This window comes from Nannocystis sp. RBIL2, assembly GCF_026626745.1.
In the GTDB taxonomy this organism is placed as follows: Bacteria; Myxococcota_A; Polyangia; order Nannocystales; family Nannocystaceae; genus Nannocystis.
The window spans coordinates 2,984,648-3,006,194 of sequence record NZ_JAPNJW010000002.1 but is presented as its reverse complement, the minus strand read 5'-3'; the positions used below and the strand labels follow the sequence as shown (position 1 = coordinate 3,006,194).

Below are 21,547 nucleotides of genomic sequence, written 5' to 3'. Positions count from 1 at the left end.
CGCGCGCGTCATGTCGAACCTGACGCCGAGGGACATCGCCGCGCTCGAAGAGCGTCGGCAGGCCGAATGCACCGTGGCGGCCGCGCTCGTGTCGGAGCCGATCGCCGGCGGCTTCATGTCGGTCAGCGGCGTGGGCTCGTGGACCAATCAGGCCTGCGGGCTCGGTCTGGCCGGGCCCGTCGAGACGGCGGAGGTCGATCGATTGGTCGAGTTCTACGCGAGCCGCGGCATCGAGCCGAAGATCGAGGTGAGCGCGTTCGCCGACGAGACGCTGCTCGCTGGCCTGGCGGCGCGAGGGTTCGTGCTGCGCGAGTTCGAGGCGGTGCTGGCCCGACAGCTGGCCCCCGGCGAGGCATTCGCGCCGGCGCAGGGCTGGCCGCCGGGCATCACCTTCGTCCGCGTCGACCCGCGGGACGCGGCCCAGGTCGAGGCGTTCATCGACGCGTCGACCTGCGGCTTCCGCCCCGAGGGTTCGCCGGTGCCGCAGGAGCTGGCGGAGGCGTCGCGGCGGATGATCGCGCAGGCGCGCACGGAGTGCATCCTGGCGCTCGACGGGGAGGTCGCGGTCGGCGGCGGCACGCTCGACGTCGGCGAGGGGGTGGCGGCGCTGCTCGGGACGTCGGTGCGCGCGAGCCACCGCGGGCGCGGCATCCAGCAGGCGCTGATCGCCCTGCGGCTGCGCGCGGCCCAGGCCCGCGGCTGCGCGGTGGTGTGCATCCATTCGCGTCCGGGCATCCCGACCGAGCGCAACGCGGCGCGCATGGGGTTCGCGCTGGTCTATCACAAGGTGGCGCTGGTGCGGCCGGGGCCGGGGCTGGAGCCGTCGCCGTGAGCGCGCCGGCATGCGAGCGCCTGCTCGACGACCGGATCCGCCTGACCCGCGGGTTCGTGGCGCAGGCGCGCGCGGCGGAGCTGATGGCGACGCTGCTGCGCGAGACGCCGTGGCTGGCGGTGCGCTACGAGAACGAGGGGCGCCCGCGCGAGCTGCCGCGGCTGACCGTCAACTACGGCGAGCGGTCCTATGATTATTCGGGGCTGGTGTTCACGCCGCTGCCGTGGACGCCACTGCTGGCCGAGCTGCGCGCGCAGGCGGAGGCGCAGGCGGAGGCGCGCTTCAACGCGCTGATCGTGCAGCTGTACCGCGACGGGGAGGACGGGGTGAACTGGCACGCCGACGACAGCCCGGGCGTGGGCCGCGACCCGATCATCGCGTCGCTGTCGTTCGGGGCGACGCGCACGTTCCTGGTGCGGCCGCGGGGCGCGAGCGCGCCGTGCCTGACGCTCGAGCTGCAGGCGGGCGACCTGCTGGTGATGCGCGGCGACCTGCAGCACACGCACCAGCACAAGGTGCCGCGCGAGCCGGGGGTGACGGAGCCGCGGATCAACCTGACCTTTCGGACATTGTCCGGTCCGGCGCCGCAGCCGGCGGTGGCGCACGCGAGCCGGGGGGTGCGCTGGCCCGACGGCGCCGACGACTGAGCGCGGCGGTCGACCTGACCTTTCGGACATCGTCCGCAGCCAAGGTCGGCCCGTGAACGGCCGAATCACAGCATGTCCTTCGGGACAGGCTCGACAGTCCGGCGACAGGAATCACCCCGGGACCGGTGCGGCGAGCGGCAAGGTGATGACGAGGGCGGCGCCGCGGCCCGGGGATGCGCCCACGTGGATCGTGCCGCCGTGGGCGTCGACGATCCGGCGGGCGATCGCCAGGCCGAGGCCGGAGCCGCCGCGGCGGCGGGCCGGGTCGGCGGTGTAGAACTGCTCGAACACGTGCGGGCGGTCGCTGTCGGCGATGCCGGGGCCCTGGTCGCGGACGACGACCTCGACGCGATGGCCGCGGCGGCGGGCGATGACCTCGATGCCGCCGCCGCGCGGGGAGAACTTGAGGGCGTTGTCGAGGACGCACAGCAGGGCCTGGGCGATCCGCTCGGGGTCGATGCAGACGGTGAGCTCCTCGTCGAGGTCGACGACGAGCGAGACGCCGCGGTCGAGCGCGCGGCCCTCGACGGCCCGCGTGGCCCGCTCGAGGACCGCGCGCAGCGGGGAGTCGACGCACGCCAGCCGGGTCGAGCCGGCCTCGAGGTGCCCGAGGTCGAGGAGGTCCTGGATCAGGGTGCGCAGCCGCGTGGTCTCGTCGACGGCGGTGCGCAAGAATCGGGTGCGCAGCTCGGGGTCGTCGCCGGCGCCGCCGTCGAGCGCCTGCAAGGTGACGTGGAGGTTGGAGACCGGGGTGCGCAGCTCGTGCGAGGCGTTGGCGAGGAAGGAGCGCCGCTCGCCCTCGAGCGCGGCGAGCCGCTCGGCCATGCGATTGAGCTCGGCCGCGAGGTCGCCGAGCTCGTCGGGGCGGGCGATCGCCAGGCGGGTGCCGAACTCGCCGCGGCCGAGGGCGACCGCGAAGTCGCGCATCTGCTGGATGGGCCACGCCAGGCCGCGCGCGAACCAGGCGACGAGGCCGGCGCCGACGGCGAGGATGACGGCCAGCGCGGCCAGCACGCTGATGACGGTCGCCCGCGTGTGCGCCTGCAGCTGGGCGAGCGAGCGCGACATGCGGACGACGCCGAGCTGGCGGTCGCCGCGGACGATCGGGACCGCGTGATAGATGCGGTCCTGGACGTCGACGAGGCCGGGCGCGATGCCGGTGACGGCCCGCCCGGCGAGCGCCTCGGCCATGCCGGGGACGGTCGGCCAGACGATCGCGTTCTCGGCCGGCTCGTGCTGCGAGGTGGCGAGCAGGCGGCCGTCCGGCGCGATCACCCGCAAGGCGATGTCGTCGGGCGCGCCGTAGCGCTCGATGAGGACGCGCAGGCGCACCAGGTCGCCCTGCTCGAGCAGGTCGCCGGCGGTCTGGGCGATCGCGTGGGTGCGAGCGCCGAGGTCGGTCGCGGCCGAGGCGAGGTAGAAGCGCTCGAACGACCACAAGACGACCGACACCAGCGCGCCGGCGCACAGCACCAGCAGGCCGAGAGTGGTGACGAACAGCCGCTGGCGGACGTTGAGCCGCCCCAAGCGGGGCTGCGCGCGCGGGGTGGCCGGCATGGTGCTGGGCGGGCTCAGGACGGCAGGTCGTAGCGGAAGCCGATGCCGGGGACGGTGATGACGAGGCGCGGCTCGGCCGGGTCCTCCTCGATCTTCTCGCGCAGGCAACGGATGTGCACTGCGAGCAGGGTGTGGCCGTCGGGCGCGCCGGGGCCCCAGGTGCGCTCGATGAGCTCGGTGCGGGTGACGACGCGGCCGGGGTAGGAGAGGAGGATCCGCAGCAGCGCGTACTCGGCGGCCGAGGTGGTGATCGGCCGGCCCCGCACCAGGACGGTGGCGCTGTCGAGGTCGACGACGACGCGGCCGCCGTCGAGGCGCCCGCGGGCCTGCGGGCGCTCCTGGGCGGCGATGCGCGGGATCGGGGCGTGGCGCAGCAGCTCCTCCATGCGCTGGACGAGCATGCGGTCCTCGTCGAGGAGGCGCTGGGCGCTGGCCCGCCGCCGCAGCACGGCGCCGACCCGCGCGATCAGCTCGGGGGTGTCGAACGGCTTGGTGACGTAGTCGTCGGCGCCGACGGTGAGGCCGTCGACCTTGTCCTGGCCGCGGTCGCGGGCGGTGAGCATGACGACGGGGACGTCCGAGACGGCCCGCAGGCGGCGGCAGACCTCCATGCCGTCGATACCGGGCAGCATGAGGTCGAGGATGACGACGTCCGGGAGGCGATGGCGCGTCTGCTCGAGCGCGCTGGCGCCGTCCTCGGCGGTGGTGACGCTGTAGCCCTCGCGCGTGAGCGCATAGCTGAGGCTGGCGCGCAGCGGCTCTTCGTCGTCGACTATGAGGACTCGCGGCATATGGGGGGCATAGGCGGCTCGCGCACCTGCGCAAGGTGAGGTATGCGGGTTCGGCCAGGCTCGGCGCGGAGAGAGGGCCCTTCGGGGCCATTTCGGCCGAGGTCGACGCCGTGTGCGAACTGCGCGAGGGCTTGGCGGTAGGAGCGCACCGGTCACTCGACCGGTTCGTCGAAGTGGACGGCCCAGTTCTGAAGGCCGTAACCGTGGCGGCTGACCGTGGCGTCGGAGTCGCGCAGGTTGCCGCGCGCGCCGGTGGTCGGGCCGCCCCACACGCCGGGGGTGCCGGTGGCGGCGTAGCGGACGCGCTGGTTGCCGCCGACCGGCTCGGCGGCGAGGGTGAGCTGCACCGTGGTGGGCCCGACCAGCGCGACCGCGGCGATGGCCGGCGGGGCGCCGCTGGTGTCGGTGAACTCGAAGCCGTAGTTGCCGGGGTTGGTGACGAGGACCTCGTCGAGCACGAGCGGCGGGACGGGCACGTCGAAGTCGACGGTGACGACGGCGCCGGCGCGGGTGATCGACCGCGGGGCCAGCGGTCGCCACGGCAGGCCGTCGATCAGCACGGTGCGATAGGCCTTGGCGTAGTACTCGCCGAGCCAGCGCGAGCCCTCGCCGGTGAGGTGGACGCCGTCGACGTAGGGCAGCATGTACTTGGGGCCGACGACGAAGATCCGGTCGGGCCGGGCCCGCGCCGCCGCCAGCTGCTCGCCGGGGATCCGCGAGACGCTGCTGCCGTACATGGTCCAGCTCGACATCTGGCACAGGAACATCGGCACCGGGAGTGACTGGCCGGTGATGGCCTGCACGTCGGCCTCGTAGTCGCTCTGCCAGGCCAGCAGGTCCTCGGCGTAGGCCAGGTTGCCGCCGAGGTGGTCGCTCTCGCCGTGGACGATGGCGACCGCCCGCACCGCGTAGGCCTCGCCGCTCATGGCGGCCAGGGCCGCGCCGGCGGTGACCTGGGCCAGGCCGTTGGCGTACGGCGCGGTGCCCTTCTTGAGCGCGGCGTAGGGCTGACCGCCGACGCCGTGGGCGGAGGCGAGGAGCTTGTGAGCAGCGCCGCGATCCTGCTCGAGCTGGCTGACGAGGTTGGCGGCGCCCGAGGCGATGGTCTCGCCCTCGCCGCCGTTCCACGTCTCGACCAGCGGGATGAAGCTGGTGAGGTTGGCGCCGCCGGCCCGCACGCCGGTGTTGAAGGAGACGTTGGTGAACGGCTGCTCCATGCTCACGACCACCGAGCCGGAGCCGGTCGACAGGCTCTGGCCGCTGATGAGCAGGTGGTGCAGGCCGACGCCGACGCACTGGCCGTAGACGCACGGCTGTCCCGAAGGACAGGGACTGTCACAGCCGCCGCAGTGGGCCTCGTCGTTGCCGGCGTCGACGCAGGCCTCGCCGCACAGGGTCTGGGCGGCCTCGCAGTCGGGGGCGCACGCGCCGGCGACGCAGGCGACGCCGTCAGGGCAGGCGTGGCCGCACTCGCCGCAGTGGGCCGGGTCGACGTCGACGTCGACGCAGGCGCCGTCGCAGACCTGCGAGCCGGAGCCGCAGGCGACGCTGCACTGGCCCGCGAGACAGGCGAGCCCCGGGTCGCACGGCTGGTCGCAGCCGCCGCAGTGGGCCGGGTCGTGGGCCAGGTCGACGCAGGCGTCGCCGCAGACCGCCAGCGGCGCGGAGCAGCCGCCCGCGCCGGTCGGGTCGTCGGAGCTCGTCACGGTCGACGTCGGCTCGCCGGTGGCCGCCGCGGTGGCGCTGCCGGTCGAGCCGGTGCTGTCCTCGCTGGTGGTGCCGGAGGCGGAGGAGCAGGCGCACAGGAGCGCGAACAGGAGCAGAGGGCGGGCGGGCACGGCCCACGATCGATCGGTTGGGCGGCGGGCGCAAGCCGACCGCGCGCAGGCGCTCGTGCGCTCTGGTGAATGTCTCGACGGACATGTCATGGGGGCCATCCGGGCGCCGGCCCCGGGGCCGACTGAGCGCCCGCGCGCGTGGCCGTGCGCGTGGCTGCGCGTGCCCCGGGGCGCCCCGTCCGCAGTTTGAAGGCGATGTCCCAGGCGTCGCCGCGCGCTGCGACGAGCGGCGGCCAATCGTCGATCGCCCGCCGGCGGCGGCGGCACGTCCCACGCTCCCGCTTATGCAACCACGAGAGTTCGTGAACACGAAGAAGATCGAGGCGATCGGGAACAGCGTCGTGCGCGCGGAGCCGGACGCGGCGGTCCTGCGCCTCGGCGTGACCACGCAGGCCGAGCTGCCGGCCGAGGCGGTGCAGCAGAACGCAGATCGCATGGTGAAGGTGATCGCGGCGGTGAAGAAGCAGAAGATCCCCGAATCGGCGATCCAGACCGCCGAGCTGCAGCTCGAGTCGGTGACGAAGTGGGACGAGGACTCGCAGACCGAGATCCTGGTCGGCTACCGCGCCACCAACGTGATCACCGTGACGACGCCGATCGGCAAGGCGGTGGCGGTCTACGACACCAGCGTGGCGGCCGGGGTCAACACCGCCAGCGGGCTGCGCTACGTCGTCGACGACGACAAGAAGTACCGCCGCGAGGGGCTGGCGCAGGCGACCAAGATGGCGATCGACGAGATCCACACGGTCGCCAAGGCGCTCGGGACCAAGCTCGACGGACCGCTGATGGCGGAGGTGATGGAGGTCGTGCCGCCGCCGCTCATCGAGTACCACTTCGCCGCGGCCGACGAGATCGGGGCGGCCACGCCGATCATCCCCGGCCGGGTCGAGATCACCTCGCGCGTGCGCGTGATCTACGAGATCAAGGCGACTTGATCGAAGGCTTGCACGCGACCTGCAGCTCCTCGAGAATCCGCCTGCACGAATCGGCGAGGCCGGGGTCCTTGACCTCCGTGCGCATGTGCTTGAGCCAGGCGGCCTCGTTGACGGGGAAGCGGCGCCGGCCGCTCATGATCTCGGGCTTCAGCTGCGGCTCGCAGGCGGCGTAGCGGATGATGTACGCGTCGCAGGCGGGGATGCCGATCGGCAGGTGGTCGCGCAGGTCGTTCTGCGCCTGTCCCGGAGTACCTGTCCGCGCGGGCATGTCCGAAGGAACCTCTCCCGGAGGATCGTCGACGGGCGGCTCGACCCCGCCGGGGGCCGCGGCGGGCGGCGTCATGTCCGAAGGGGCAGGTTCCTCGTCCGGCTTGCCGTCGGCGGCGGGCGGCTCGGCGGGGCCCAGCAGCGGGGTCACTGTGGAGCCGGCGGCTTGGGGGGCGCAGCCGGCGAGGGCGACGAGGACGATCGCGAGCGAGCGCACGCGGCGAGGATAGCTCAGGGCGTGGGCGGGCGCGCGGCCGCGTGTTCGCGCAGCGAGGTCATCAGTTCGCCCCACCACAGGCCGATGCCGCGGAGGAACGCCGGGACGGGTTGGCCGTGGCGGACGGGGTGGTCGGGGCGGATACTGGCCCAGCCGCGGTGCTGGACGCGGACCAGGGTGCCGTCGCCGCTGGGGGTGAACTCGACCTCGACCTCGGTCGATTCGCCGGGGGCGAAGTTGGCTGCGCGCCACTCGAACACCAGGCGGGTCGGCGGCTCCCACACCAGCACGCGGCCGGTCTCGACCACGCGGGTGCCGTCCTCCGTGGTGAACGACTCGAACAGGCGGCCGCCGGCCTGCGGCTCGATGCGGATGATCCCGCGGTGCTTGCCGGCCACCCGGTACTTGCTGCCGCGGCGCCACCATTGATCGATCTCCTCGGTGAAGATCTCGAACGCCAGCGCCGGCGGCACCGCCACCGACACCGACACATTGGCCGCGTCGCCGCGCAGCTGCGTGCTCATGCTTTTCTCCCGCGGGCCCGGCGTTCGGCGTGGGCCTTGAATGCTTGCAGTTGGTCGGCCCAGAACGCCTCGACCTCGTCGAGCCAGCCGCGCAGGTCGGCGAACGGTTCGCGCTCGAGGCGGTACACGCGGACGCGGGCGTCGTCGTCCTGGGCGTCCTCGCGGACCAGCCCGGCCTTGCGCAGCACCCGGAGGTGGCGGCTCATGGCCGGGCGGGTCATGTCGAGCGCTTCGGCGATCTCGCTGGCGCGGCGGGGGGCGCGGCGCAGCAGGTCGACGACGCCGCGGCGCGTCGGGTCGGCGAGCGCCGCGAGGGTGCGGTCGAGGTCAGCTGCCACTCGGCCTCGGGTCGCGCACGCGCTGCATGAACCACCACTGGTGGCCTTCGGGGTCGAGCGCGCCGTAGCTGCGGTCGGCCCAGAAGTCGTCGCCGTAGTCCTCGGTGCTGGGCTCGCGGAACACCTCGGCCCCGCTGGCCCGGGCGCGCGCGCAGTGGGCGTCGACGTCGTCGACGAAGACGCACAGGGTCTGCGTGTTGCCGCCGGCGAGCGAGCGCGGGCTGACGTGCTTCTGCTGGTAGCCCTCGCGGCCCGGGTCGCGCCGCTTGGTGCCGCCGACCATGATGAGGCCCTCGCCGAACACCAGCTCCGAGTGGGCGATGTCGCCGTCCTCGCCCTCGACCTTGAGGCGGACCTCGAAGCCGAACGCGCGGCACAGCCAGTCGATGGCGGCGGCGGGTTCTTCGTAAAAGATGCAGGAGGAGATGCGGGGCCATCCGGCCGGCGTGCTCTTCATGAGGTGCTCCGTTCGTTGCGGGTTCGAGAAATAGTTAACCCGAGAGAGAACCATTGTCAAGCGCGTGAACTCCAGGGCCAAGAGGCCTGGAATTCACGCAGGAGCCCGAATCACTTGGCGGGCGTGGGCCCGGCGAGGGCCTCGTCGAAGCGCTTGACGTAGGCGGCCTGGGCCTTCGTCTTGGCCGGCGCGTCCTCGGCGACCGGCTCGATCACGGTCGCCAGCGCCTTGAACAGCGCCCGCCGCTCGCTGCCGGACGGGGTGCCGGCGATCCGCCGCAGCAGCTCGACGACGGCGGCGAAGTGGGCCGCGTGGCGGTCGACCGCCTTGGTGACGTCGCCGAGGCGCGTGCGCAGCAGCGCCGCGTTCTTGGGGTCCTCTGGACCTGTACTTTCGGCCAGGTCGACGATCAGCGCGTGGGCGATGCCCGAGGGGTCGCCCTTGACCGGGTCGAGCTGCAGCAGCAGCGCCGCGCCGCGCGGGCCGGTCTGGGCCTGGGCCGCGTTCTTGGCCTTGGCCTTGGCCTGGGCCTGCTTGAGCTGCGGCTGCAGCTTGGCGGTGTCGGCGGCCGCGCGCGCGGCGGCGGTGGCGAGGCGGCCGAAGCGGAGCTCGAGCTCGGTGAGCGGGCGGGCGATCGCAGGGCCGCCCTCGCTCGCGGTGAGCACCGCGGCCAGGTCGGCCTGGGTGACCGGCGCGTCGTCGGGGCTGATCAGCAGGTCCTGCACGCCCTGCAGCTCGCGCACGAGGTCACGGGCGCGGGCGTGGACCTCGTCGCCGCGCACGACCTCGTCGGCGCCGCTGCCGGCGAGCAGGCGGAAGTGATACGGCGACGGCTCGCCGCGGCGGAGCAGGCCCCACACCTCGGCACGGGCCTGCTCGTGGCGCAGGCGCGGCTCGTCGGGATCGCCGCCGCGCTGGATCGCCGCGTGCTCGAGGCGCAGGACGTTGGCCGGCGCGTCGTAACCTCCCGGCTGCCCGGGGTGATCGCGGAAGTACCCGAGGTCGTAGACCATGCGGGTGTCGCCGCCTGCGCGCAGCTGCTCCGACAGGCGCCCGAGCGGCGAGCCGCTCTCGGCGCTGATCCACAGCGCCGCGACCTTGTCGCCGCGCTCGACCTCGTGGACGATCGCCAATTCGCTGAGCCGCTTGGAGGCGGCGTCGAGCAGCGGCGGCGTGAGCCGGTCGAGCTCGGGCTTGCCGGCCCCGCCCGGCTGGGCCGCGGCCTGCTCGAACTGCCCCGCGAGGTCCGCGTAGCTGCCCTTCTTCGCCGGCTTGCCGGCCGGGGCGGCGCTGCTCGGGCCGGCCCCGCCGCCAGCTTCGGGGGGGCTCGTGGTCGACTTTTCACATGCCCCGAGAGACAGGGCTAAAAGGACAGATAATAAGCCGCGGGAGACGGCGGGAGATCGGCGCATGCGGGCGACTATGCCACACGCCCGGGGCGCGGGGACGCGCGCATGCACACGCGGCCGCGGGCTATAGTGCCGCGATGATGCGTGGCCGTACGTCTTGGTTCTTGTCCGTGCTCCTGCCCTGCGTCGCCTGCGGCGACGACACCACCGCGACCACCGAGTCGGTCTCGACCACCGATCCCGGGACGAGCACGACCGAGGACGCGACGACCGGCGCGCCGACCTCCGAGGCGCCGACGACCGGCGCGCCGACCACCAGCGCAGTGAGCGACAGCGAGACCGGCACGACGACGACGGGCGAGACGACGACGACGACCGGTGAGACGACGACGACGACGGGCGAGACGACGACGACCGATCCGAGCACGACCGCGGAGACGAGCTCCAGCACCACCGAGGACACGAGCTCGACCACGGACACCACCACGGGCGGTCTGTGCGACGACGGGCCCGACGGCGACGGCGACGGCGTGCCGGACGCGTGCGACGCGTGCCAGGGCGGCGACGACGCGCTCGACGGCGACGGCGACGGGGTCGCCGACGCGTGCGACGTCTGCCCGGACGACCCCGCGGACGACAGCGACATGGACGGGGTGTGCGACGGCGAGGACCTCTGTCTCGCGGGGCCCGACGACGTCGACGTCGACAACGACGGCACCCCCGACGCGTGCGACGACGAGGTCGACCTCGGCATCGACACCCCGATCGACGACTACGACGTGGCGGCCGACGGGGCGCTGGTGGTCGTGCGCGGCGACGCGGGCGCGCTCAAGGTGACGTGCTGGAACGGCGACGGCACGGTGCGCCGGCCGGAGTTCACGGCCGGCAGCTACGACGCCGGCCAGGGGCTGGGGGCGAAGCCGGAGATCCACATCGCCCGCGACGCGCAGAAGGTGCTGGTGACGTGGTTCGACGCCGGCGGCAACCCGGCCAACCACCGCATCGCTTACTCGCTGCTGTCGAACGAGTGCCAGCCGATCGTCACCGGCGAGACCGCGCTCGCCCTGGCCGATGGCTACTTCGAGTTCCACGACGCTGCGATCGACGCCGTCGGCAACAGCGTGATCACTGCCTCGCCGAACCAGACCCTGATCAACTTCGTCGACGCCGACGGGCTGGCGGGCGCGCAGCAGGAGGCGTTCGACATCGACGCCTCCTACGGCGACCACGTGGCGCTCAACCAGGCCACGGGCGAGGGCATCGTCGCGGCGCAGAAGCACAGCGGCAACGGGATCTACTACCGCCGCTTCCAGGCCGGCGGCGCCGGCTGGATCGACCCCGGGCCGGTGCAGCTGCCCGTCAACTACCACTACTGGTACGACGGCTACACCGTGGGCATGAACGACGAGAGCGAGTTCGTGTTCCTGTGGCGCTCGGGCGGCACGACGCTCGACATGCGGTTCTTCGCGGCCGACGGCACGGACGTGGCCGACGTGCAGCGGACCACGATCGACTTCGAGGGCTGGGACGGCGGGCACTGCTATGATTCGTTCCGCCGCCGGCACCAGGAGATCCCGGTGCGCGGCGACGACTTCGTGCTCGGCGAGGTCTACAACTGGATCACGCCGCAGCAGAACCGCGTGGTCCACCACTTCGCCTACTCGCCGCTCGGCGAGCTGCTCGGCGAGGGCGAGACCGAGGTGAACCTCGACGAGGGCCTGACGATCCGCGTCGACGGGGCCGGGCGCAGCTTCCTGCGCGGGCCGAACGGGATCGTGGTGCGCGCCGACTACCCGTGAGCGCGGCTCAGGCGGCGTGGGTGGCCGGCCCGGCGGCGGCGAACACGTCGAGGAGGGTGCGGACGAACGCGGGGATGTCGTCCGGCTTGCGGCTGGTGACGAGGCCGCGGTCGTGCACGACCTCCTCGTCGACCCAGGTGGCGCCGGCGTTGCGGAGGTCGCTGCGCAGCGACGGCCACGAGGTCAGCTTGCGCCCGCGCACCCCGCCCGACTCGATCAGCGGCCACGGCCCGTGGCAGATGGCGGCGATCGGCTTGTCGCTGGCGACGAAGTGACGGATGAACTTGATCGCGGCCTCGTCGATGCGCAGCTTGTCGGGGTTGATGACGCCGCCCGGCAGCAGCAGGGCGTCGAATTCGACCGCCTTCGCCTCGCTCAGCTCGAGATCGACGGGGAACCAATCGCCCCAGTCCTTGAACTCCCACCCGCGCACGCGCTTCGACTCCGGCGAGACCAGCACTGTCTCCGCGCCCGCGGCGTCGAGCGCCTCGCGCGGCTTGACCAGCTCGACCTGCTCGAACCCCGAGGTGACCAGGATCGCGACCTTCTTGCCCTGCAGCGGTGTGGAACCCATGTTTGAAATTTTTTCTCCCGGCCATGGCATGCGGCAGTTCCGGCGATCCGCAAGCGCGCGGGGGCGGCGCGGCGGGCTCGGCCGTCACCGGTTCAGCGCCGCGAGCCGTGGAGAGCTCGGCGCCGCGGGGACGTCGGTGCGCGAGACCTCGGTGCTTCGAACTCCGGCGAGCTCGACGATGACGCGGGCGAGCGGCGATGGCGTGCGGGGGGCCCGACGCGACCGGCGAACTCACGGGGCGTTGTCGCCCCGGTGTGACGGATCGGCGAAGTCGCAGCGATGAACCGCGCTGTGGTCATTGAGGCCGGCGAATCGAAATAGGGGCAGGCATGACCGTACGCGTATTCGTCGATCGGGCGGATCGCGTGGCGGGCGCGTATGGCCCGCGGCTTGTCGGCGGCAGGGCCCGCGCGTACTTTATGAAGAATGGCGATTGTTTATCGTTCGACCGCGATCCTCGTCGGCGGGCTGCTGACGGCCTGTCCTTCGCAACCTGTCCCCGGGGACACCGAGACCGACGGCGCGACCGCGACCGATTCGGGCAGCGAGACCGATCCGTCGACGGGCGGCGACCCGCCGACCACCAGCCTGCCGACCGGCACGACGAGCTCCACCGGCGACACCAGCGAGAGCACGACGACGGGCGAGAGCACGACCACCGAGGGCGTGAGCGCGACCGACACGTCGACGAGCACGACGGGCGAGGACACGACGACGACGAGCACGACGGACACGACGTCGACGAGCACGACGGGCGAGGACACGACGTCGACGAGCACGACGGGCGAGGACACGTCGACGAGCACCGGGCCGGACACGTCGACCTCGGGCGGGCCGCCGGGCTGCGGCGACGGGGTCGTCCAGCCCGGCGAGGCGTGCGACGACGGCAACGCCGACGACGACGACGGCTGCCTGCCGACCTGCGAGCTCGGCATGGGCGCGCCGGTCGATCCGCTGGTGCTGCCGAAGCCCGCGCAGGCCGACGACCTGCGCTGCATGGCGCCGCTGCCGGGGTGGTTCCTCGACGCGTCGGCGATGATCGTCGGCCGCGCCCTGGCGGACTTCGGGCCCGAAGAGCAGACCGCGTCGCAGCTGTTCGAGGTGTCGCTGCCCGGCGGCGACGATCCGGCGTTCTGGGACATCACCGAGTGGGCCGGCGAGCACGGGCGTGTGCCGCTGCAGGCGCAGGGGGTCCAGGGGCACGTGGTGGTCGCCGGGATGATCGACACCGAGGCGCAGGAGCCGGGCTCGGGCGGGCACCTGTGGCAGACCAGCGTCGGCGGCGACGGCTCGACCGAGTGGTCGCTGGAGTTCCCCGAGCTGCCGATCGCGGTGACCGACATGAACTGGTCGGGCGGGGACATCGCGCTGGTCGGCAATCATGCGGCCGGCACGGCCGGGGCGTGGGTGCTCCGCTTCGACGGCGCGGGGGCGTTGATGTGGCAGCACGACGCGCCGGTCGGGGTCGGCTGGAGCGTCCGTTACCGCGGGGTGGCGATCGAGGACAACAGCGGCATGATCTACGCGGTGGGCGAGCGCCACGCCGACGACGCGTCCTCCGATCAGGTGTTCCTCGAGGCGCTGACGCCCGACGGCCTGGTGCTGTGGGAGGCGACCCTGCCGTCGCCGACGCACGCGCACGCGCTGCCGTCCGACGTGACCGTGACGGGCCAGACTGCGCTGGCGGTGGCGATGACGCAATTCGACGGAGATGTCCCCGAGGACAGCGTGCTCGGCTACGCGAAGTTCGCGGCGGCCGACGGCGCGCAGCAGTGGTGGAATGAGTGGGCGCCGCCCGACGGCTGGGCGGTCCACGCCGGGCCGGTCGACAGCGAGCCGTTCGGCGGGATGTTCATCGGCACAGGCGAGCACGACGGCGACGAGTCGCGCACGCGGGTGTTCCGCATCGACGAGGACGGGGCGGTGCTGTGGACGACGAAGCGGCCGGGCGGCGACGTGCGCGACCTGCTGTTCTTCGGCCCGCCCGAGCGGGTCTACGCGCTGACGAAGGACGCGATCCTGCCGTTCGAGAGCTGGTGATCAGAGGTACTGCACGTCACCGGCGTCGGCGGGGTGCTCGTCGTCGCCGATGTCTTGCGTGTGGCCGTAGCCGAGCTCGCCCCAGAAGTTGCGCCCCCAGCAGCGCAAGGCGCCGGTCGTCAGGATCGCGCAGGTCTGTTCGAACGACAGGTCGATCGAGGCGACGTCGCCGCCGACCAGGACGTCGGGCAATTCGAGCGGGGTCATGAACTTGGTGTCGGTCAGTGAGCTGGCGATCCCGAGCGCGCCGTACCAATTGTAACCCCAGCAGCGCAGGGCGCCGGTGTCGAGCAGCGCGCAGGTGCGGTCGTAGCCGGCCCCGATCTGGATCGCGGGGTGGTCGAGCGGGATGTCGCCGAGGGACGCCGGCGTCTCGTCGTCGCCGATCGCGGGCTCGCCCTCGATCGCCGGGCCGTAGCCGAGGCCGCCGAAGTCGTGCTCGCCCCAGCAGCGCACGCCGCCGGTGTCGAGCAGGGCGCAGGTGTGCGCGACGCCGGTGACGATCTGGGTGACGAAGCCGCCGACCGGCACGTCGCCCATCGACGCGGGCGTCTCGTCGTCGCCGATCCACGCGTCCTGAGGCGGGCCCTCGGGATCGAAGATGCCGTAGCCGAGGGCGCCGTTGGCACCATTGCCCCAACAGCGGACGCGGCCGCCTGCGAGCAGGGCGCAGGTCTGGACGCCGCCGGCGGCGATATGAAGCACCGGCTCGCCGACGTCGACGTCGCCCGCGTCGGCCGGATCTTCGTCGTCGCCGATGTTTTGAGGATTACCGTAGCCGAGGCGCCCGTCGGTCCCGGCACCCCAGCAACGGACTGCGCCGCCCTCGAGTCGGGCGCACGCGTGCGAGCTGCCGAGGGTGAGCTGAACGACGGGGCCGCCGATGTCGATCGGGGCGATCGAGGACGGCAGCTCGTCGTCGCCGATCCACGCCGGGTCTTTGCGCCCGAGGAGCCCCTCGAAGAGCGTCTCGCCGCCCCAGCAGCGGACGTCGCCGGTGGCGAGGCGGGCGCAGGTGACCGCGCCGCCGCCGTACGCGACGACCTCGACGACCTCGCCGCCGACGTCGACGTCGGGGACCCCGGCGGGGAGCTCGTCGTCGCCGATGTTCTGCGTATTGCCGAAACCGAGCGCGCCGTACTGGCCGAGGCCCCAGCAGCGCAGGCGGCCGCCCTCCACCAGGGCGCAGGTGTGATTGCCGGAGCCTGCGACCTGCAGGACCGCCGGGCAATCCTCGCAGGAGGAACCACCGGAGGTCGAGGTGCTCTCGGTCGTGTCGGTGGCGAGGGTCGTGTCGGGCGGGGCGGTGGTGGTGGTTGTGTCGTCGCTACCGGTGGTGCTCGGGGGGGCGGCAGTGGTCGTGCTCGCGTCGCCGGGCGCCTGCGTGGTCTCGCCGGTGCTCGCGGGCTCGGAGGCGCTGTCGGTGTCGAGGCTGCCGAGCAGCTTGGGGCCGCAGGCGGCGAGGGGGAGGGACAAGGCGAAGGCGGGGATACAGTGGATACGCATGCGGCGTCCTCTAATGCGTGGTGTCCGCTGCTTCGTCGGTCCGTCGCGCGCGGGCGCGCGAGCCGGGGCAACTCTGGTCGATCTTGGCGGCGTACAGCGAGTGCGGCCGGGCGCGGTGAAAGCCGGCGGCGGCCTTGCGCGCGGCGGCGGGGTCGTCCTGAGCGCACAGGCCGAGCACCCGCGCGGCCTCGATCTCCTCGATGAACACGCCTCGCGGCCAGCGCTGGCGGTATTCGTCGGCGTGGGCGACGGCCTCGGCGGCCCGGCCGTCGCGCAGGGCAGATTGCGTCCGCTGCAGCAGGGCGAGCTCGGCGTCCCATCCGAGTGTTGATTCGGGCATGTCCTCGGGGACATGTGGTGTGTGAGGCTCGGGCGAAGGTGTTGGTGGGATCAGCATGTCCTCCGGGACATGTGGGGTGCGAGCCTGGACGGGTGCGAGGTGCGGGGCTTGGATGTCCTGCGGGACAGATGCAGCGGAAGCATGCATGTCCTCGGAGACAGGTTCTTCCGCCGGAGGCGTATCCCTGTCCTCGAGGACATGTGCATCCGTCGTCGCCGCGTCCGGCGCGGGCCCGCGGGTCAGCGCGAGGGCGACGAGACCGGCGCCGCCGACGGCGAGGACGGCGGCCAACAGCTTGCCGAAGCCGCCGGCGGCGGTCGCGGTCGGGGCCGCTGCAGCCGCGAGGCGGCTCTGGAGGCCGTCCCAGTTGGCCGCGCGGGTGGCGGGCGAGGGTTCGGCGGCCCGCTCGGCGTCGATCCACTGCTCGAGCAGCTGCTTCGGATCGTTCACGGCGTCCTCCGGCGGGCGGTGACGGCCTGCTCGAGCGTCTCGCGGGCGCTGCGGAGCCGCGAGTAGACGGTGTTGAGCTTGACGTCGAGGGCGGCGGCGATCTCGGGGGCGGTCATCTGCTCGAAGGTGGCGAGCACGAACACGGCCCGGCGGTCGTCGTCGAGCCGCTCGAGCAGCTCGAACAGCTCGCTGGCGGCCTCGTAGCGGCGCGACGGGTCGGGGGCGCAGTCGGGCTGGAAGCCGACGGCGACGGCCTGGCGCTGCTCGCGGCGCTGGTGGCTGCGCCGATGGTTGCGCACGACGTGGACGACGACCCGGAACAGCCAGGCGCGCACGACCTCGGGCCGCGCGAGCTCGGCGAGCTTGCGCGCGGCGATCAGGAACACCTCCTGGACGGCGTCGTCGACCTGTCCCGAGGGACATCCGAGGCGCCGGGCCGAGCGCCACACGAAGTCGTGGTGGGCGCGGAAGACCTCGTCGATCCGCGGGGCGGCCGCGGGGGCGACCGGGGTGCGGTCGGGCTCCGCGGGCTCGGCGGCGGTCGCGGGCAGCAGCGCGTCGGCCATCACGCCGCCCTGTGTCCGCCGCTCGAGGGATTCCGTCACGGCAGTCGCGACTTCATGGCGCGGAACCTCACCTCGAGCGCGAGCGTCGCGCGCACGCCGGCCCGGCCGCCGCGCCACACCTCGCCGCCGCCGTCGATCAAGAACTGCGGCCGGTTAAGGGCCAGGTGGCCGTCGACCGCCAACCACACCGCCCAGCGCGGCGCCGGCACCAGCGCGACCGCGGCCCCGAGCGTCAGCGCCGACCACAGGCTGCGCTCGACGCGAGCGTCCGCCACGCCGAAGCCGCGGGCCCGCATGCTGCCGAACTCGACCCCGAGGCACAGCGGGACCTCGAGCCATGCGCGGCCGGGGGCGAAGCAGCCGCGCAGGCCCCCGGTGGCGAGCGAGACGTCGGCGCCGGCCCCGGGGCTCGCCGCGAGGCGGGTCCGCGTCGGCGCCCACCAGCTCGCGGTCAGCTCGAGGCGGCCGCGTCGGCCGAGGCCGAGGCCCGCGGCGCCGACGAAGCCGCCGCTGACGCCGGGGGTCGCCCCGAGGGCCGCGCCGCCGCCGATCCGCAGCGCGGCCCACCGCTCGAGCGCAGCGCGTGCGGGCGCAGGCGCGGGGCTCGCGACGGCCGCAGGTGTCGCGGTCGCGGGCCTGACGGGTGTGGGCGACGGTGTGGGAGCGGCAGCGGTCGCGGGCGACGGGGCCGGGGTGAGCGACGGTGTGGGGCTCGGCGTCGACGCGGCGGGCGATCGTCGCTCGACGGGTACATCGATCACGAGCTGGCTGACCCAAGGTTCAGGTTCACGCGTGGCCGGCTGCACCGGCGTCGCAGTCCGCGGCGGGGTTGCGGGGCCGGCGGGGGCGCGCAGCAGGGCCATGAGCCGCGGGTCGATCTTCGTGCCCACCGGGTCGACGGCGAGCGCGACGAGCAACGCGGTCGCTTCGCCGAGGGTGGCGCAGTCGCGGTGGCGGAGGACCCGGCGCTGGCTGGCGCCGCCGCGGCGCGCGAGCAGGCGGAGCCGCCACTCGTCGCCGGTGCGCTCGACCGCGGCGCGCACCCGCAGCTGCGGTCCGCCGGGTGAGCCGCCGAGCAGCGCCGTCACCCGCGCCTCGATCTCGGCCGCGCGCGGGCACTCGGGCGGCGCCTGCCACGACAATTGCCACGAGTCGTCGGCGCCGGCGGCCGTCGCCGGCAGCACGAGCACCGCGGCCGCGAGCGCCACGATCGACGACCTGCGGGTCGCCGGTCTCGCTGTGCCGGATCGATCCGTCACCGTCGCCATCCTACATCAGGACCGGCGCGGCGAGCTGCGACCGCCGCGCGGCCGGTGTTGTGGTGGATCCGACAGCGGTCGTCTCGGCGGCGCCGCGTCGCCTGGACAACATTGCGAGTGGTGTGACGCTTGAAATCGTATGACCGCATCGATTCGAACCGCCCGCGTCGTGCTCGTCGCCAGCGCCGCGCTCGCCGGCTGTCCGGGCGACTCCGGCGCGCCGATGGCCGACCCCACCGATTCGGGGACCACGAGCAGCGGCGCGGCGACACTCGGCGGCGATGACGACACCGGGGCGACCAGCGTCGACGTGCCTGTCCCCGAGGACAGGCCCGAGAGCGAGCCGCAGACCCGGGTCGAGCGGCTGCTGGCGGCCCTCGACGAGGCGATGTACCGCTGCCCCGAGCGCGCGTGGCCGGACGTCGCGGCCAACTACCGCCAGCGCCAGGTGGTGCTGACGTCGGAGCTCGACGACCTCGCGTGGGTGTGGAACGACCAGAGCGGGGACGGGGCGCCGCCGGTGGTCAGCGAGCGCCCGCTCGACGAGCTGCCGCCGGAGTGGACGTCGTACTTCAACGTGAGCGAGCTCGACGGCGTCAAGTCGCTGGGCATCTCGCTCGACCAGACGCAGGCGCAGAACGAGTGGTGGGTGAACAACGGCGGCACGCTGTGGCCCGATTTCGCCGCGTCGCTGATGTTCCACGAGGGCTTCCACTTCCTCGGCGATCAGGACGACTGGAGCACCGGCGCGGGCAGCCGCTCGGCGCCCTACCCGGAGCCGTGGGAGCCGCGTTACCTGCGGCGGCAGCTGATCGGGGCGCTGGCGGCGGAGGTGCTGGCCGAGGGCGCCGGCATGGACGCGGCGGCGCACTGGTACACGCGCCTGCAGACCGAGTACGCGGCCGAGATGAAGACGATCCGCAGCTATGATTGCACCGAGGGCTCGGCCGAGTACGTCAGCCTGATCATGAGCGCGATCGCCGAGCTCGGGTGCGACGCCTCCGACGCGGAGGTGCTGGCCCTGGCGCTGTCGCACCTGCCGGACGGGCTGTTCCTCAGCAGCGGCGCGGGTTATGGCAGCGACCTCGAGCCCTACGAGCTCGGCGTGGTCGCCGGCCTGCTGCTGCGCCGCGCCGGCGTGCCCGACTGGGAGCTGGCGGTCGAGAAGGGCGCCGGTCCGGCCGATCAATTGCTGGGGAAGCTGGCCGGCACGCCGCAGGTCGACGACCCCGCGGCGCAGGCCGCCGCGCAGGCGGCGGTGGCCGAGCGCAACGCGACTGTGGGGGAGCAGATCGAGCCGATGCTGGCCCACATGAAGGACCCGGACTACACGCGCATCGCGGTCCGCTTCGACTGGATCATCGGCTCGTTCGGGGTCGGCGGGTTCTATTATTTGGCCGCCGAGCCGCAGCAATCGGAGGTGCTGCTGAACCTGTCGGCCGTGCTGGACCCGCCGTCGATGGTGACGATCGAGGTCTCCGAGCAGACCGCGCTGGCCGCGGTGGCGACGCCGTGCGCGTTCCCCCAGGACTATTCGATCGTGCTGACGGTGCCGAACGCGGCGCTGACCGTGGCGCTCGGCTCGGCGACGTCGACCGACCCGCAGGTGCGATTCGCCGGCCTCGCGGTCGAGGAGGCCAAGGGCGAGGGCGGCCTGCCGTGGTTGTGCCCGGCCGACGCCGGCGGAGCCAATGGTGCCCCGGCGCCGCCCCCCGAAATGCACACCCTCCGCCGCGCCGATCACGGCCGCCGCCGGGCCTTCGTCCACCCGGAGACCGATCGCTGAATTGTCGCGCAGACGGGCGAGTTCGCGCCTTTTGGCGCGGATTCGCGCAAAATGCTTGACGCCGCGCGCGGTTTCGCGCCAAATGCGAGGGCATGCGCCTCGCCGCCGACGCCCCCACGCCCGACTGGGACTCCTTCGAGTTCGCGTTCGAATGCGCGGACCTCGAGTCGCGCTCCTACTACGATACGATGACGGGCGAGGTGTGCGTGACCGGGCCGTTCGAGGACGACCCCGGCGAGCGGGAGCGGATCGACTCCGACCCGCAGCGCTACCTCGAGATCGATCGCCTGCCGTCGCACGAGCAATACCAGTGGATGGCCCGCTTCGCCACGGAGGAGGTCGGCGACGTGCTGCTGCGCGAGCGGCTGCTGCGCGCGCTGGAGGGCCGCGCGCCGTTCCGCCGCTTCAAGGACGCGCTGCTGACGGCGCCGCAGGAGCGCGAGCGGTGGTTCGCGTATCACGCGAGGGCGCTGCGCCGGGCGATCGAGCAATGGTTCGCGGCGCGCGACCTGCCGGTCCGCGCAGCGCCGCCGTGGGCCCGGCGCGATTGAAGGCGGGCGCCGGCGCGAATCACTCGCTATATTTCCGCGAGAGCGACGACGCAGCGTGCTTGATGCATCTGCGGCATCGCAGCCGCTGCTTCGAGGCAGCGGATGCGGCTCAGCCCGGAGCGGCCTCGTGCAGCGCGAACGCGGCGCCCTGCGGGTCCTCGCAGGCGGCCACGCGCGCGCCGTCAGGGGTTCGCATCGGCTCGCCCGGCGCTCGGCCGCCGCCGCTGCGCACGCGTTCCAGGGCCGCGTCGAGGTCGGCGACCGCGAAGTGGTACAACCAGTGAGTGTGGACCTCGGGGCGCCGGGCCGCGTCGGACATGCCGCCGACGCCGGGGCCGCCGGGCTGCCACGCGAATTCGCGGTAGGTGCCGAGCGGCCCGAGGTCGTGCGATGGACCCGACGCCCAGCCGAACATCGATGCATAGATCGCCGCGGCCGGGGCGGAATCGCGGGTGTGTAGATCACACCAGGCGAGCTTCGCGGGGGTCGCGGGCCGCGACGTGACGGCCAGCACTGCGCCGAGCGGGTCGCGCAGCGCGGCGACGAGGTGACCCCCGGGACGCGTCTGCACAGGTCCCAGAGGGCTCGCGCCGAGAGCGACGAATCGCTGGACCGCGGCGGGGACGTCGGCGACTGCGACGTGGCCGAGCCAGTGCGCCGGGGCGCCGCGAGCGGCCGCCTGCGCCGGCAGGGTGGCAAACTCGCCCAGCTCGGGCCCGTCCGAACGCAGGCGCCAGCGGGCGTCGCCCGCGGCGACGACGAGGCCGACTGCGTCGACGTAGAAGGCTCGCGCGGCGGCCGGGTCGGTGGTCCTGAGCTCGTACCAGCAGAACGTGTGCATCGCGGGGCTCCTGGGGGCGGCGCGCAGGGTAGCAGAAGCGCGGGCCACGGCGTCGCCCCGCCACGATTGCGGCGCGGGAGGCC

General features: G+C 73.4%; 21 protein-coding genes. 7 read left to right on the top strand and 14 right to left on the bottom strand.

The window, feature by feature from the left end; genetic code table 11:
* Positions 1-10: 10 nt before the first annotated feature.
* Positions 11-832, top strand: coding sequence for a GNAT family N-acetyltransferase (locus OV090_RS37125; RefSeq protein WP_267709457.1), 822 nt, complete (start codon positions 11-13; stop codon positions 830-832).
* The gene (locus OV090_RS37120; RefSeq protein WP_267709456.1) at positions 829-1,479 is read left to right on the top strand and encodes an alpha-ketoglutarate-dependent dioxygenase AlkB; all 651 of its coding nucleotides are present in this window, start codon (positions 829-831) and stop codon (positions 1,477-1,479) included. The genes OV090_RS37125 and OV090_RS37120 overlap by 4 nt, the downstream gene beginning before the upstream one ends.
* Positions 1,480-1,590: 111 nt before the next feature.
* On the opposite strand, the gene OV090_RS37115 is transcribed toward OV090_RS37120, so the two are convergent.
* The 3 genes from OV090_RS37115 to OV090_RS37105 all read right to left on the bottom strand — a co-directional run bounded on the left by OV090_RS37115 (position 1,591) and on the right by OV090_RS37105 (position 5,665).
* Positions 1,591-3,036, bottom strand: coding sequence for a HAMP domain-containing sensor histidine kinase (locus OV090_RS37115; protein WP_267709455.1), 1,446 nt, complete (start codon positions 3,034-3,036; stop codon positions 1,591-1,593).
* Between the two features lie 14 nt (positions 3,037-3,050).
* Positions 3,051-3,827: a response regulator transcription factor gene (locus OV090_RS37110; protein ID WP_267709454.1), complete on the bottom strand. Its 777-nt coding sequence runs from the start codon at positions 3,825-3,827 to the stop codon at positions 3,051-3,053.
* A gap of 152 nt (positions 3,828-3,979) precedes the next feature.
* Positions 3,980-5,665 (bottom strand): MXAN_6577-like cysteine-rich protein, encoded by a 1,686-nt coding sequence (locus OV090_RS37105; protein ID WP_267709453.1) that lies wholly within the window; start codon positions 5,663-5,665, stop codon positions 3,980-3,982.
* Between the two features lie 284 nt (positions 5,666-5,949).
* Between OV090_RS37105 and OV090_RS37100 the strand changes: the two genes are divergently transcribed.
* Positions 5,950-6,600 carry an SIMPL domain-containing protein gene (locus OV090_RS37100; RefSeq protein ID WP_267709452.1) on the top strand — a complete coding sequence of 217 codons (651 nt, stop codon included), beginning with the start codon at positions 5,950-5,952 and terminating at the stop codon, positions 6,598-6,600.
* Here the strand turns inward: OV090_RS37100 and OV090_RS37095 are convergent.
* The 5 genes from OV090_RS37095 to OV090_RS37075 form a co-directional block, all read right to left on the bottom strand.
* Positions 6,587-7,084, bottom strand: a complete 498-nt coding sequence (locus OV090_RS37095) for a hypothetical protein (protein WP_267709451.1) — start codon at positions 7,082-7,084, stop codon at positions 6,587-6,589. The two genes, OV090_RS37100 and OV090_RS37095, sit on opposite strands and share 14 nt — an antisense overlap.
* A 14-nt stretch (positions 7,085-7,098) precedes the next feature.
* Entirely contained in the window at positions 7,099-7,608 is a 510-nt protein-coding gene (locus tag OV090_RS37090) for an SRPBCC domain-containing protein (RefSeq protein WP_267709450.1), read from the bottom strand.
* Complete coding sequence (locus tag OV090_RS37085) at positions 7,605-7,946, bottom strand: metalloregulator ArsR/SmtB family transcription factor (RefSeq protein ID WP_267709449.1); 342 nt, start codon at positions 7,944-7,946, stop codon at positions 7,605-7,607. The genes OV090_RS37090 and OV090_RS37085 overlap by 4 nt, the downstream gene beginning before the upstream one ends.
* On the bottom strand, positions 7,936-8,403 hold the full coding sequence (locus tag OV090_RS37080; RefSeq protein ID WP_267709448.1) for a VOC family protein: 468 nt from the start codon (positions 8,401-8,403) through the stop codon (positions 7,936-7,938). Before OV090_RS37080 ends, OV090_RS37085 begins: the two co-directional genes overlap by 11 nt.
* 110 nt (positions 8,404-8,513) lie before the next feature.
* Complete coding sequence (locus OV090_RS37075; protein ID WP_267709447.1) at positions 8,514-9,815, bottom strand: hypothetical protein; 1,302 nt, start codon at positions 9,813-9,815, stop codon at positions 8,514-8,516.
* A gap of 74 nt (positions 9,816-9,889) precedes the next feature.
* Between OV090_RS37075 and OV090_RS37070 the strand changes: the two genes are divergently transcribed.
* Complete coding sequence (locus OV090_RS37070; protein ID WP_267709446.1) at positions 9,890-11,551, top strand: hypothetical protein; 1,662 nt, start codon at positions 9,890-9,892, stop codon at positions 11,549-11,551.
* A 7-nt stretch (positions 11,552-11,558) separates the two neighbouring features.
* Here OV090_RS37070 and OV090_RS37065 read toward each other — a convergent pair whose 3' ends face one another.
* Entirely contained in the window at positions 11,559-12,125 is a 567-nt protein-coding gene (locus OV090_RS37065) for a type 1 glutamine amidotransferase domain-containing protein (protein ID WP_267709445.1), read from the bottom strand.
* Between the two features lie 426 nt (positions 12,126-12,551).
* Between OV090_RS37065 and OV090_RS37060 the strand changes: the two genes are divergently transcribed.
* The gene (locus OV090_RS37060; protein ID WP_267709444.1) at positions 12,552-14,165 is read left to right on the top strand and encodes a hypothetical protein; all 1,614 of its coding nucleotides are present in this window, start codon (positions 12,552-12,554) and stop codon (positions 14,163-14,165) included.
* On the opposite strand, the gene OV090_RS37055 is transcribed toward OV090_RS37060, so the two are convergent.
* From OV090_RS37055 to OV090_RS37040, 4 genes are read right to left on the bottom strand one after another with little or no spacing between them, the layout of a single operon-like run.
* On the bottom strand, positions 14,166-15,641 hold the full coding sequence (locus OV090_RS37055) for an RCC1 domain-containing protein (protein WP_267709443.1): 1,476 nt from the start codon (positions 15,639-15,641) through the stop codon (positions 14,166-14,168).
* A gap of 40 nt (positions 15,642-15,681) precedes the next feature.
* A complete protein-coding gene (locus OV090_RS37050) occupies positions 15,682-16,461 on the bottom strand; it encodes a hypothetical protein (protein WP_267709442.1) in 780 nt (259 codons plus the stop codon).
* Positions 16,458-17,066 (bottom strand): sigma-70 family RNA polymerase sigma factor, encoded by a 609-nt coding sequence (locus OV090_RS37045; protein WP_267709441.1) that lies wholly within the window; start codon positions 17,064-17,066, stop codon positions 16,458-16,460. The genes OV090_RS37050 and OV090_RS37045 overlap by 4 nt, the downstream gene beginning before the upstream one ends.
* Entirely contained in the window at positions 17,063-18,286 is a 1,224-nt protein-coding gene (locus tag OV090_RS37040; RefSeq protein WP_267709440.1) for a hypothetical protein, read from the bottom strand. The genes OV090_RS37045 and OV090_RS37040 overlap by 4 nt, the downstream gene beginning before the upstream one ends.
* 139 nt (positions 18,287-18,425) lie before the next feature.
* Between OV090_RS37040 and OV090_RS37035 the strand changes: the two genes are divergently transcribed.
* Both OV090_RS37035 and OV090_RS37030 read left to right on the top strand, forming a co-directional pair.
* A complete protein-coding gene (locus OV090_RS37035; RefSeq protein WP_267709439.1) occupies positions 18,426-20,072 on the top strand; it encodes a hypothetical protein in 1,647 nt (548 codons plus the stop codon).
* A gap of 92 nt (positions 20,073-20,164) precedes the next feature.
* Positions 20,165-20,623, top strand: coding sequence for a UPF0158 family protein (locus OV090_RS37030; protein WP_267709438.1), 459 nt, complete (start codon positions 20,165-20,167; stop codon positions 20,621-20,623).
* 109 nt (positions 20,624-20,732) lie between these two features.
* Here the strand turns inward: OV090_RS37030 and OV090_RS37025 are convergent, their stop codons facing one another.
* Positions 20,733-21,464, bottom strand: a complete 732-nt coding sequence (locus OV090_RS37025; protein WP_267709437.1) for a VOC family protein — start codon at positions 21,462-21,464, stop codon at positions 20,733-20,735.
* Positions 21,465-21,547 lie beyond the last annotated feature (83 nt).

Excerpts from the sequence above, each read along its gene's own strand:
- OV090_RS37125 (WP_267709457.1), top strand. The coding sequence starts at position 11 with ATGTCGAACCTGACGCCGAGGGACATCGCCGCGCTCGAAGAGCGTCGG.
- OV090_RS37115 (WP_267709455.1), bottom strand. The coding sequence starts at position 3,036 with ATGCCGGCCACCCCGCGCGCGCAGCCCCGCTTGGGGCGGCTCAACGTC.
- OV090_RS37110 (WP_267709454.1), bottom strand. The coding sequence starts at position 3,827 with ATGCCGCGAGTCCTCATAGTCGACGACGAAGAGCCGCTGCGCGCCAGC.
- OV090_RS37100 (WP_267709452.1), top strand. The coding sequence starts at position 5,950 with ATGCAACCACGAGAGTTCGTGAACACGAAGAAGATCGAGGCGATCGGG.
- OV090_RS37090 (WP_267709450.1), bottom strand. The coding sequence starts at position 7,608 with ATGAGCACGCAGCTGCGCGGCGACGCGGCCAATGTGTCGGTGTCGGTG.
- OV090_RS37080 (WP_267709448.1), bottom strand. The coding sequence starts at position 8,403 with ATGAAGAGCACGCCGGCCGGATGGCCCCGCATCTCCTCCTGCATCTTT.
- OV090_RS37075 (WP_267709447.1), bottom strand. The coding sequence starts at position 9,815 with ATGCGCCGATCTCCCGCCGTCTCCCGCGGCTTATTATCTGTCCTTTTA.
- OV090_RS37070 (WP_267709446.1), top strand. The coding sequence starts at position 9,890 with ATGATGCGTGGCCGTACGTCTTGGTTCTTGTCCGTGCTCCTGCCCTGC.
- OV090_RS37065 (WP_267709445.1), bottom strand. The coding sequence starts at position 12,125 with ATGGGTTCCACACCGCTGCAGGGCAAGAAGGTCGCGATCCTGGTCACC.
- OV090_RS37060 (WP_267709444.1), top strand. The coding sequence starts at position 12,552 with ATGGCGATTGTTTATCGTTCGACCGCGATCCTCGTCGGCGGGCTGCTG.
- OV090_RS37035 (WP_267709439.1), top strand. The coding sequence starts at position 18,426 with ATGACCGCATCGATTCGAACCGCCCGCGTCGTGCTCGTCGCCAGCGCC.
- OV090_RS37030 (WP_267709438.1), top strand. The coding sequence starts at position 20,165 with ATGCGCCTCGCCGCCGACGCCCCCACGCCCGACTGGGACTCCTTCGAG.
- OV090_RS37025 (WP_267709437.1), bottom strand. The coding sequence starts at position 21,464 with ATGCACACGTTCTGCTGGTACGAGCTCAGGACCACCGACCCGGCCGCC.